The following is a 10189-nucleotide window of genomic DNA, read 5'->3' as shown; positions in this document are numbered from 1 at the left end:
CTGCGCCTTTTGGCCGTCCTCTATTTCACGGCCGCGGCGGTGATCGTCGGTACCCGTTGGTTCGTGACGACCCAACTCGACCACTACCGCGGCGACATCACGACGACGCTCTCGCAGATGCTGGGCGTCACGATCGAAGCCGACGCCGTCCACGCGTCCTTCAACGTGATCCGTCCGGTGCTGGAGCTCGACGGCGTGCGGATCTCGCGCCCGGGCGGCCCCGTCTCGCTCACGCTCCCCAAGGTGACGGCCGAATTCTCGTGGTCGTCGCTCTTGCACCTCGAACCGCGCTTTCATCTCCTCGACCTCACCGGCGCGGAACTCACCGTGAGACGCCTCTCGGAGACGCGCTTCGACGTCGCCGGTTTCGTGCTCGACACGGACGCGCTCGCCGACAAGACCGAAGCGAAGCCCCGCGAGCCGGGCGAATCCGTCGCGAAGCAGTCCTTCACGCCGTGGCTTCTCGGGCAAGACAAGCTGATCCTCAGAGACGGCCACTTCAACTACGTCGACGAGCGCGGCAAAGAGCCCCGCGTCGTCTCGATCGAAAACGCGAACCTCGTCTTCGACCAGGGCTTCACCGACTGGCGCCTCGCCGCCGAAGCCCACCTGATCGAGCGCAACCGCTCGCGCCACCTGCAGCTTCGCACGCTGGTCGAAAAGACGCTCTTTTCCGACAACGCCGACCCGCTCACCTGGAAGGGGCGCCTCTGGGCCGAAACCGACAACATCGACCTCGGGAGGCTTCTGCGTCAACTGGGCGTGCGAAGCCCGGTCCGTTCGGGTTCGGGCGCCGTGACGATTTGGGCGGACCTGGAGCGCGGCAAGCTCACGCAGTTCACCTCCGACGTCGCGATTCAGAACGTCGGCGCCCAGCTCGACCGCAAGCTCGAACCGATCCACCTCAAGCCCCTCCGCGGGCGCCTTTCATTCCAAGCCGATCAGAGCGACCGCTGGGACTTCCGCGCCGAAAAGGTGGGGTTCGTCACCGACCGCGGCCGCCGCTTCGGCCCGACCGACATCACCGCCGCCTGCCGCACGGACGAGGAGCGCACGCCGGTCTCCTGCCGCTTCGGCGCGACCCGCATCGACATCGGCGCGTTGGGCTCGATCGCGCGCTCGGTGCCGCTTCCGCCCGACCTTCTCGCCTTCCTCAAGGACCACCCGGTCTCGGGCGTCATCAGCGACCTCGACGTCGAGGCGAAGGCCGACTTCGCCGCACCTGAAAACTGGAGGTTCAACCTCGTCTTCGACCGCCTGACGCTCCCCGCCGGCGGGGACATGCTCCCCGGCTTCCGCAACCTCGCGGGCACGGTGCGCTCCAGAGAAAACGGCGTCCACGCGTTGGAGCTCCGCTCGCACGTCGCCTCCCTCACGTTCCCGGGCGTCTTCCAGCAGGAGCGCATGAATTTCGACGAGCTCACCGCCGACGCGGTGATCCGCATGAAGCCCGTCCCGACGGTCGAGATCCGCGAAGCCTACGCCGCGAACCGCGACGCCGCCGTGACGGCGCGCGGGAGCTGGAAGGCGACGGGCGGCCCGGGCGAAGTGGACCTCTCCGGGAAGATCCTCCGCGCCGAGGCCGTCTCGGTACCGAAATACCTCCCCGAGGTGATCGGCGCGGGCGTCCTCAACTACCTCCGCGGCGCCATCTTGGGGGGCGACTCGCCGGGCGGCACGTGGAAGCTCAAAGGCGAGCTCGCGCGCTTCCCCTTCGAGGACGAGAACCTCGGCAAGGGCTCCTTCGTCATCGAAGCGGACGTGAAGGGCGGCCGCTACGACTTCCTCCCCGAGCTCGACCACACCGGACGCCGCGCGGCCCCGCCGGGGAGCAGCTGGCCGGTCCTCGAAGAGGTCGACGCGACGCTCCGCTTTGAAGGCGACGGCATGCTGATCACGGGCCGCGGCACGAAGAGCGCCGGGCTCACCGGGACGAACATCACGGTGGAGATCCCCCACTATCACGACGCGCAGCTCCTCATCCGCGGCGACGTCGCGGGCGGCTTCGCCGAGGGCCTCGGGTACCTCACGAAGAGCACGATGCTGCGGGACATCGTCGGGGACGCCTTCCGCGAGTCGACCGGGTCGGGTCCGGTCGCGGCGAAGCTCGACCTGAGGATTCCGCTCGCGCACCCAGAAAAGCTCAGACTCAACCTCGACGTCGCCCTGGAGAAGAACACCTTCGCCTACGGGCACGGCCTCCCGACGGTGACGGACGCGACCGGGTCGCTCAGGATCACCGAGCACACGGTGGAGACCCCGAAGCCCATCACGGGCCGCACCCGGGGCGGTCCGCTCACCGCCGCCGCGAACTTCCGCGACGAACGCCTGGGGCTGAGCTTCCGCGGGACGATCGTCCCGGCGGACGTCGCCGACATCATTCCCGCCGCGGAGGCCGATCCCTTCTTCGCGAAGCTCACGGGCGCCTCGCCCTTCGAGGCGGAGGCGGTGCTGGACCTCCGAAGCGACGAACTCCTCGTCACGGGCCGCTCCGACCTCACGGGGATCGGGAGCGCGCTGCCCGCGCCGCTCGCGAAGGCCGCGGCGGAGCCGTGGCCGCTCGACTTCCGCTTCACGCTTCCCCTGAAGTCGGGCGACGGGCGCCTGCGCGTCACGCTCGACCAACGCGCCGAGGCGGACCTCGTCTTCCGCAACGATGCCCTTCGCCGTGCGGCGGTCGGGATCGGCCGCACCGTGCCCCTTCCCGACGCGGGGATCGCCGTGGGCGTCAAGGCGCCCAAGCTCGACGTCTCCGACTGGACCGCGCTCTTTGAAGCGGGCCTGCAGGCGGGCGAAGAAGCGGCGAAGAAGGCCGCCCCGGCGAAGACCGCCGACACTGCGGCGGACGCGCACTCGGGCGAGGCGCTCCGCGTCACGAATTTCGAAGTCGAGGCCGACGAAGTCGACGTGCTCGGGCGCCCGCTCCACAACGTGATCGGGACGATCCGAGCCGTGGGCGACGACCGGCACCTGCGCATCAACTCCGACGAGGCGCGCGGTCAGGTCGAATTCTTCGCGAAGCGCGCGGACGCCCCCGAGCGTTGGAGCGTGAAGCTCACGCAGCTCCACATCCCGCAGGCCGTCACCGACCGCGTGACGGCGTCCGTCGTCCAGACCGTCTCGGAAGACGTGAAGCTGGACCTCCCCGACCTCGACGTCACGATCGACGACCTGAGGATGGGCGCGATGCTGATCGGCAAGGTGGAATTGGCGGCCCGCAACGACAAGACGCAGCCCGGCTGGGCGATCGAAAGCCTCACGGTGAGGAATTCCGGCGGGACGCTCACCGCGAACGGGCGCTGGTCCGCTTTGGAAGACCGCACGCGGCTCTTCGCGCGCGCGACGATCCGAAGCACCGGGGATCTCCTTCACAGCCTCGACGTGCGCGACGTCATTCAGGACGCGCCGGGGACCTTCGCGGTGAACCTCGACTGGGCGGGGCAGCCCCAGCAGTTCTCGACCGCAACCCTGAACGGTCACGTCGTCGCCCACGCGGACAAGGGCCGCCTCGTGCAGGTGGAGCCCGGCGCCGGGCGTCTCCTGTCGCTTCTTTCGATGCAGCACCTCATGCGCCGCCTCACGCTCGACTTCAGCGACGTCGTGAGCAAGGGGCTCGTCTTCGACCGCTTCGACATCGAGGCCGGGATCGAAGGGGGCGTTTTGAACACCCCGCAGACGACGCTCGTTTCGAGCGCCGCGAGCATCTTCATCAACGGCGTCGTCGACCTCAACCACGAAGCGCTCGACCTCAAGGCGATCGTGGTGCCGAGCCTCAACACCGAAGGCGCCTCGCTCGCGCTGGCCGTCGCGAACCCCCTGGTGGGGCTCTCGACCTTCGTCGCGCAGCTGGCCCTCAAGGACCAGATCAACTCGTTCTTCGCGCAGGAGTACCACGTCTCGGGCGGCTTCGACGAGCCGGTCATCGACAAGGTCTCGAACCGCCAACACCCATGACGATCGACTTTTTCGCCCACGCCGAACGTGAGCTTTGGGCCGATGCGGAGCTCACCCCGGCGCGCGTCGCCCGGCTCTTCGACCCCCTTCTGAAGGGCGGCGCCGACTGGGCGGACATCTACTTCCAGAGCATCCTCTCGCGCGACTGGCTCCTCGAAGACGGCGCCGTGCGCACGGGGAGCTTCGTCATCGACCGGGGCGCCGGGATGCGCACCGTAACGGGCGAGCGTCAGACGCTCGCCTACGCGAACGCGCTCGACTGGTCGTCCCTCATGCGCTGCGCGGAAACCGCCGGTGCGATGAATGCGGCCGGGGCCGCCGGCGCGATGCCGGTCCCGACCCGGCGCGGCGCGCCCGTCGTGACGCCGGTCGACGACGCGCTTTTGGCCGCGAACGAGGACGGCGCGCGCCAGCGCGCGCTGCTTGAGACGCTCGACCGGCTCGCGCGCGGGATGGATCCGCGCGTCACCGACGTGACGGCGACCTTCCAGACCGAAACCGACGTCGTGATGATCTGCGGCTCGGACGGGCGCCTCGTCGCGGACGTGCGGCCGCTCACGTACCTCTCCGTCACGGTGACCGTGACCGAAAACGGCCGGCGAGAACGCGCGGGCTCCGGCGGGGGCTCGCGCACCGGACTCGACTTCTTCACGCCCGAGCGCCTCGAGCGCTGGGCGCGCCAGGCGGTCGACGAGGCGCTCCACAACCTCGGCGCCTCGCCCGCCCCCGCGGGCGTCATGCCCGTGGTACTGGGGCCCGGCTGGCCCGGGATTCTCCTTCACGAAGCCGTGGGGCACGGGCTCGAAGCCGACTTCATCCGCAAGGGCACCTCGGTCTTCTCGAAAAAGTTGGGCGAGAGGGTCGCCTCCCCCGGCGTCACCGTCGTCGACGACGGGACGCTCCCCGGTCGGCGCGGGTCCTTGAACGTCGACGACGAAGGCGAACCCACCCGCCGCACGACCCTGATCGAGGACGGGATCCTCACGGGCTTCATGCACGACCTGACGAGCGCGCGCCTCATGCGCGCCGCCCCGACGGGGAACGGTCGGCGCGAGAGCTTCGCGACGCTCCCGCTCCCCCGCATGACGAACACCTTCATGGCGGCGGGGACGACGCCCCCTGAGGAAATCATCGCGAGCGTGAAGCGCGGCGTCTACGCGTCCAACTTCAGCGGCGGCCAGGTCGACATCACGAACGGGAAGTTCGTCTTCAGCATGAGCCGCGCCTACCTCATCGAAAACGGGCGCCTCACGCGTCCCGTGCGCGGGGCGACCCTGATCGGGGACGGCGCCACGGCGCTGCGGCACATTCCCCTGGTCGGAAACGACCCGGCGTTGGACGAAGGCACCGGGCAGTGCGGCAAGGACGCGCAGCAGGTGCCCGTCGGCGTCGGGATGCCGACCCTGCGCATCGACGCCCTCACCGTGGGCGGGACCGACACCGAAGGCTGACGCCCCGGGGAATCACGCGGCGGAACCGTCGTTTCCGCCTGGCCCGCCCTTTTATAATGATGGGTTCAAGGAAGACCCAAAGGATCCGAAGTGCTCGACTCCTTCAAACTCATGACGCCGATCGTCTGGCTCACCCGCCTTCTGGTCGGCGCCTATCCCCAGTGGCAGGGGTGCGCACCCTCGTCGCGTCAGCGCATCTACTTCGCCAACCACACCAGCCACCTCGACACGATCGTCATCTGGGCGTCGCTGCCGCAGGCGCTTCGTCGGCATGTCCGTCCGGTGGCCGCGAAGGACTACTGGGAAAAGGGCGTGCTGCGCCGCCGCATCGCGCTCCAGGAGCTGAACGTCGTTCTGGTCGACCGCCGCCGCACCGAGCACGCGAACCCGTTGGATCCGCTTCGCGAAGCCCTGATGGAGGGCTCCTCCCTCATCATCTTCCCGGAAGGCACGCGCCGCCCTCAGGCGACGCCGAGTGAATTCAAGTCGGGGATCTGGCGCCTGATGCGCGAATTCCCCGAGGTCGAGCTCATTCCCGTCTACATCGAAAACCTGCACCGCGCGATGCCCAAGGGGGTGCTGCTGCCGGTGCCGACCGTCTGCTCCGTGCGCTTCGGGGCTCCGCTCCAACACTCGCCCGAAGACCTCAAGGAGGATTTCCTCGAGCGCGCCCGCAACGCCGTCATTGAGTTAGCCCAAGCATGAGACTCGGTTTTACCCCGCAGGAAGCCTATCTGATCCTGCTCTTCGGCCTCTCGCTTCTCGCCGCCATCGGGACGGTCTACGGAAGCTGGGCCTTCTCGCACACGGACGCCGCGGTGAAGCGCGCCCGCATCCAGGCCGTCAACTCCCGCGCCCGCATGGCGTGGTGGCTGATCGTCGTCTTCACGATCGCGTTCGCGCTGGGGCAGGCCGCCATCTGCGTCTTCTTCGCGCTCCTGAGCTTCTTCCTCCTGCGCGAATTCATCGCGATCACGCCGACGAAGCCCACGGACCACCATGCGCTCGTTTTGGCCTTCTACGTCGCGATTCCCTTCCAGTACTTCCTGGTCTGGTTCGACAAGCCCGAATTCTTCACGCTCTTCATCCCGGTGTACCTCTTTTTGGTGCTGCCCCTCATCATGGCGCTCTCGAGGGACACCGACCGGTACCTGGAGCGCGTCGCCAAGGTGCAGTGGGGGCTGATGCTCTGCGTCTTCTGCCTCTCGCACGTCCCGGCGATCGCGACGCTCGACCTCACGCGCTACAGCTCGACCGGGCCGCTCCTCATGCTCTTCTTCCTCCTGGTCGTCTTCGTCACGGACCTCGGAAGCGCCCTGGCGAGCTCGATGCTGGGCGGCAAGACCCTCTCCTTCAACATGAACCGCACGGTCCTGGGCTCGATCCTGGGCGGCGTCGCCGGCGTCGCCGCCGCCGCGACCATGTACTGGATCACGCCGTTCCGCTTCTGGCAGGCGCTCCTCATGGCGATCGCGATCGTCCTTTCCAGCATGATCGGCGACCTCGTCATCCACTCGGTGCGCCAGAGCATGGGCGCGAACCGCATGGCGGGCGAAGCCGACATCTACATCACGCGCGGGACGCTCGCGCGCCTGGCGCCCCTCACCTTCGCCGCGCCGGTCTTCTACCACCTGACGACGACCTTCTTCATCACTCTGAAGGACGTCCTCTGAGGAGCGCAGCGCCCATAAGCGAAAAGCCCGCCGGATCGGCGGGCTTTTTCGTTGCGGTTCCCGAGCGGGGCGCGGTCGTCTTAGCGGCGACGGGCCTGCGGCGCGGGACGGCCTTCGATGTGGCGGAAGGTGATGCGGCCCTTCGTCAGATCGTACGGCGAGAGTTCGAGCGAGACGCGGTCGCCGGCGAGAATGCGGATGTGGTGCTTGCGCATCTTGCCGTTGGTGTACGCGATCAGTTCGTGGCCGTTGTCGAGCTTGACGCGGTAGCGGGCGTCCGGGAGCACTTCCAGGACCTGACCCGCCATCTCAATGAGGTCTTCCTTTGCCATATGGTTCCGTGTGATGAGGCAAGGCGGCATTGTCGGTGTCGGCGCCCCGCCGAAAAATTTCTGAGAGGTGGAGCCTTCCGGAAGGAAGCGCTCCCCAACAAGGCTTCGGATTGTAACGCCTTTTTCCGGGACGGTCGACCGTGCGGCGCCTCAAATTGCGCGCTTGCGTCTTAAGACAGAATCAATCGACCGCATGTAAGATTCCACCTGCGAAGTAATCCCACGCTACTCCTTTCGGAGAGGCGTTTCCCACCCAACGGGCCTTCGGCAGCGATCGATTTCGCCGGGGGCGAACGCTCGTCAAACGGGCGCTAAGGAGAAGAGTCAAATGAAGACGGTGCTCGTCATCTACAACAGCCGTTCCGGCCATACGGCCCGCATTGCCCGCCGCATTTGGGAAACGGTGATTGCCGAGGGCAACCAGGCTGACCTGATGGACGTGGTCGAAGCCGACCGCGAAGGCGTCGACTGGAACAAGTACGACCTCGTCATCGCCGGCGCGCCCGTCCTCTACGGCAAGTTCCGCCGCGAATTCGTCGGCTTCGTCAACAAGTACAAGTCGATCCTCGACGCCAAGGCGAACAGCTTCTTCTGCGTCTCCGTCGTCGCGCGCACGCCCGCGAAGGCCACGCCCGAAGGCAACGTCTACTGCCGCAAGTTCCTCCAGAACAATCCCTGGAAGCCGAAGGACGCGCACTGCTTCGCCGGCAAGGTCGACTACCCGAACTGGAACTGGCTTGACGTCAAGATGATCCAGATGATCATGAAGATGACGAAGGGCCCGACGGAACCGACCGCGGTGATCGACTACACCGACTGGAAGGACGTCGAAGAGTACGCCCGTCACTGCCTCACGCTCCAGGCCTGATTCCGGAGCCCCGACGGCAGCCTGAAGAACCGGCAGACCGCACGGCACCCGTGCGGCGAGCCGGTTTTTCCTTATGTCCGCCCCCTCCGAACCCTCAAAAACCGCGTTTCCACCTAGGAAATCGTCGAAAAGCTGGATGCGCGGGCGCACCGCTCTCCCGTACACTTGGGGCCAAACACATCCGGCGCCCCGAAGACGGTCCTTCCCACGGCCGCACGGCGCGTCTCCGACAAAACAAACCGTACAAGAACGTCATGACTGAAGAAGCCTGTTGGTTCGCCTCCTATCCCGAGGGCGCGCCCCACACGATCGATCCGGACGCCTTCCCGAGTCTTCCCGCCATCCTCGATGCGACCGCGGCGCAGTTCCCGGAACGCGTCGGCTACAGCAACATGGGCGTCGGGCTCACCTACGCGCGCACGGTCGAGCTGACGAAGTCGTTCGCCGCGTACCTGCAGTCCCTAGAGGGGCTGGAACCCGGCGACCGCGTCGCCATCATGATGCCGAACCTCCTTCAGTACGTCGTCGCCGTCTACGCGTGCCTGCGCGCGGGCTTCGTCATCGTGAACATCAACCCGCTCTACACGACGCGCGAAGTTCACCACACGCTGAAGGACTCCGGCGCCAAAGCGATCGTCATCATCGAAAACTTCGCGAAGACCCTCGAAGGCGCCCTGGCCGACACCAACTGCCGCCACGTCGTGACGACCGCCGTGGGCGACCTCTTCCCCTTCTTCAAGCGCACGCTCGTCAACTTCGTCGTGAAGAACGTGAAGAAGATGGTGCCTCCTTATTCGATCCCGCACGCGGTCGGCTTCCGCGAAGCGCTCGCGAAGGGCGCCTCGCGCGGCTTCACCCCGCACGAGATCAGGAACACCGACATCGCGTTCCTCCAGTACACGGGCGGCACGACCGGCGTCTCGAAGGGCGCGGTCCTCACACACCGCAATCTGGTCGCCAACATTCAGCAGGTGGGCGTCTGGATCGGCCAGACCTTCGAAGAAGGCAGGGAAGTCGCCATGACGGCGCTCCCGCTCTACCACATCTTCTCGCTCACGGCGACGATGTCCTTCACGCAGTGGGGCGCGACGATGGTCCTGATCACCAACCCGCGCGACATCGAAGGGCTTGCGAAGGAATGCAAGAAGTGGGACTTCTCGGTGATCGTCGGCGTCAACACGCTCTTCTCGGCGATGCTCCGGAACGAAACCTTCCGCTCGCACCGCTTCTCGAACCTCAAACTCACCGCCGGCGGCGGCACCCAGGTGCAGCGCACGGTGGCCGAACAGTGGAAGGCGCAGACCGGCTGCAACATCCTTGAAGCCTACGGCCTCACGGAATGCAGCCCGGGCGTCTGCGGCAACATCCCGAACGCGCCGTGGGACGGCTCGGTCGGCGTGCCGCTCCCCTCGACCGAAGTGTCGATCCGCGGCGAAGGCTTCCGCGACCTCGGCGTCGCCCCGGACGAAGCCTCAATTCCGGAGCACACCGGTGAAATCTGCGTGCGCGGCCCGCAGGTGATGCAGGGCTACTGGCAAAAGCCCGAAGAAACCGCCAACGTCATGCGGGACGGGTGGCTGCGCACGGGCGACGTCGGCTACATGAACGCCAAGGGCGTCATCACGATCACCGACCGCATGAAGGACATGATCCTCGTCTCGGGCTTCAACGTGTACCCGAACGAAGTCGAAAACGTCATCGCCTCGATGCCGGGCGTCCTTGAAGTGGGCGTCGTGGGGGTTCCGTCCGCGAAGTCCGGCGAAACCGTCAAGGCCGTGATCGTGCGCAAGGACGAAACGATCACCGCGGACGACGTGAAGAAGTACTGCCGCACGCAGCTCACCGCCTACAAGGTGCCGCACGTCATCGTCTTCGTCGACTCGCTCCCGAAGACCGCCGTCGGCAAGATCC

The 10189-nt window shown here is 66.9% G+C and carries 7 protein-coding genes; 6 read left to right on the top strand and 1 reads right to left on the bottom strand.

Annotated elements, in window-relative coordinates:
- From HMPREF9440_RS02965 to HMPREF9440_RS02950, 4 genes are all read left to right on the top strand, one after another.
- Window positions 1–3954, top strand: a 3954-nt coding sequence (locus HMPREF9440_RS02965; RefSeq protein WP_040763345.1) for a YhdP family protein, incomplete at its 5' end; no start/stop codon positions are given.
- Window positions 3951–5405, top strand: a complete 1455-nt coding sequence (gene tldD / locus HMPREF9440_RS02960) for a metalloprotease TldD (protein ID WP_008541366.1) — start codon at window positions 3951–3953, stop codon at window positions 5403–5405. The genes HMPREF9440_RS02965 and tldD, both read left to right, overlap by 4 nt.
- Window positions 5406–5495: 90 nt before the next feature.
- Window positions 5496–6110, top strand: coding sequence for a lysophospholipid acyltransferase family protein (locus HMPREF9440_RS02955; protein WP_008541365.1), 615 nt, complete (start codon window positions 5496–5498; stop codon window positions 6108–6110).
- Window positions 6107–7078, top strand: coding sequence for a phosphatidate cytidylyltransferase (locus tag HMPREF9440_RS02950; protein ID WP_008541364.1), 972 nt, complete (start codon window positions 6107–6109; stop codon window positions 7076–7078). Before HMPREF9440_RS02955 ends, HMPREF9440_RS02950 begins: the two co-directional genes overlap by 4 nt.
- A gap of 80 nt (window positions 7079–7158) precedes the next feature.
- On the opposite strand, the gene infA is transcribed toward HMPREF9440_RS02950, so the two are convergent.
- Window positions 7159–7410, bottom strand: coding sequence for a translation initiation factor IF-1 (gene infA / locus HMPREF9440_RS02945; RefSeq protein WP_008541363.1), 252 nt, complete (start codon window positions 7408–7410; stop codon window positions 7159–7161).
- Window positions 7411–7738: 328 nt separating this feature from the next.
- Here infA and hemG point away from each other — a divergent pair, with 328 nt between their 5' ends.
- Together hemG and HMPREF9440_RS02935 are read left to right on the top strand one after the other, a co-directional pair.
- Window positions 7739–8278, top strand: a complete 540-nt coding sequence (hemG, locus tag HMPREF9440_RS02940; RefSeq protein ID WP_008541359.1) for a menaquinone-dependent protoporphyrinogen IX dehydrogenase — start codon at window positions 7739–7741, stop codon at window positions 8276–8278.
- A gap of 254 nt (window positions 8279–8532) precedes the next feature.
- On the top strand, window positions 8533–10189 hold a 1657-nt coding region (locus HMPREF9440_RS02935), incomplete at its 3' end, for a long-chain-fatty-acid--CoA ligase (RefSeq protein ID WP_008541354.1).

This window comes from Sutterella parvirubra YIT 11816, assembly GCF_000250875.1.
GTDB classification, from domain to species: Bacteria; Pseudomonadota; Gammaproteobacteria; order Burkholderiales; family Burkholderiaceae_F; genus Sutterella; species Sutterella parvirubra.
Note: the sequence above shows the minus strand (reverse complement) of the source record. Positions and strands in the feature narration are given on the sequence as shown.

Coding starts and splice junctions, on each gene's coding strand:
- tldD (WP_008541366.1), top strand. CDS start 3,951: ATGACGATCGACTTTTTCGCCCACGCCGAACGTGAGCTTTGGGCCGAT.
- HMPREF9440_RS02950 (WP_008541364.1), top strand. CDS start 6,107: ATGAGACTCGGTTTTACCCCGCAGGAAGCCTATCTGATCCTGCTCTTC.
- infA (WP_008541363.1), bottom strand. CDS start 7,410: ATGGCAAAGGAAGACCTCATTGAGATGGCGGGTCAGGTCCTGGAAGTG.
- hemG (WP_008541359.1), top strand. CDS start 7,739: ATGAAGACGGTGCTCGTCATCTACAACAGCCGTTCCGGCCATACGGCC.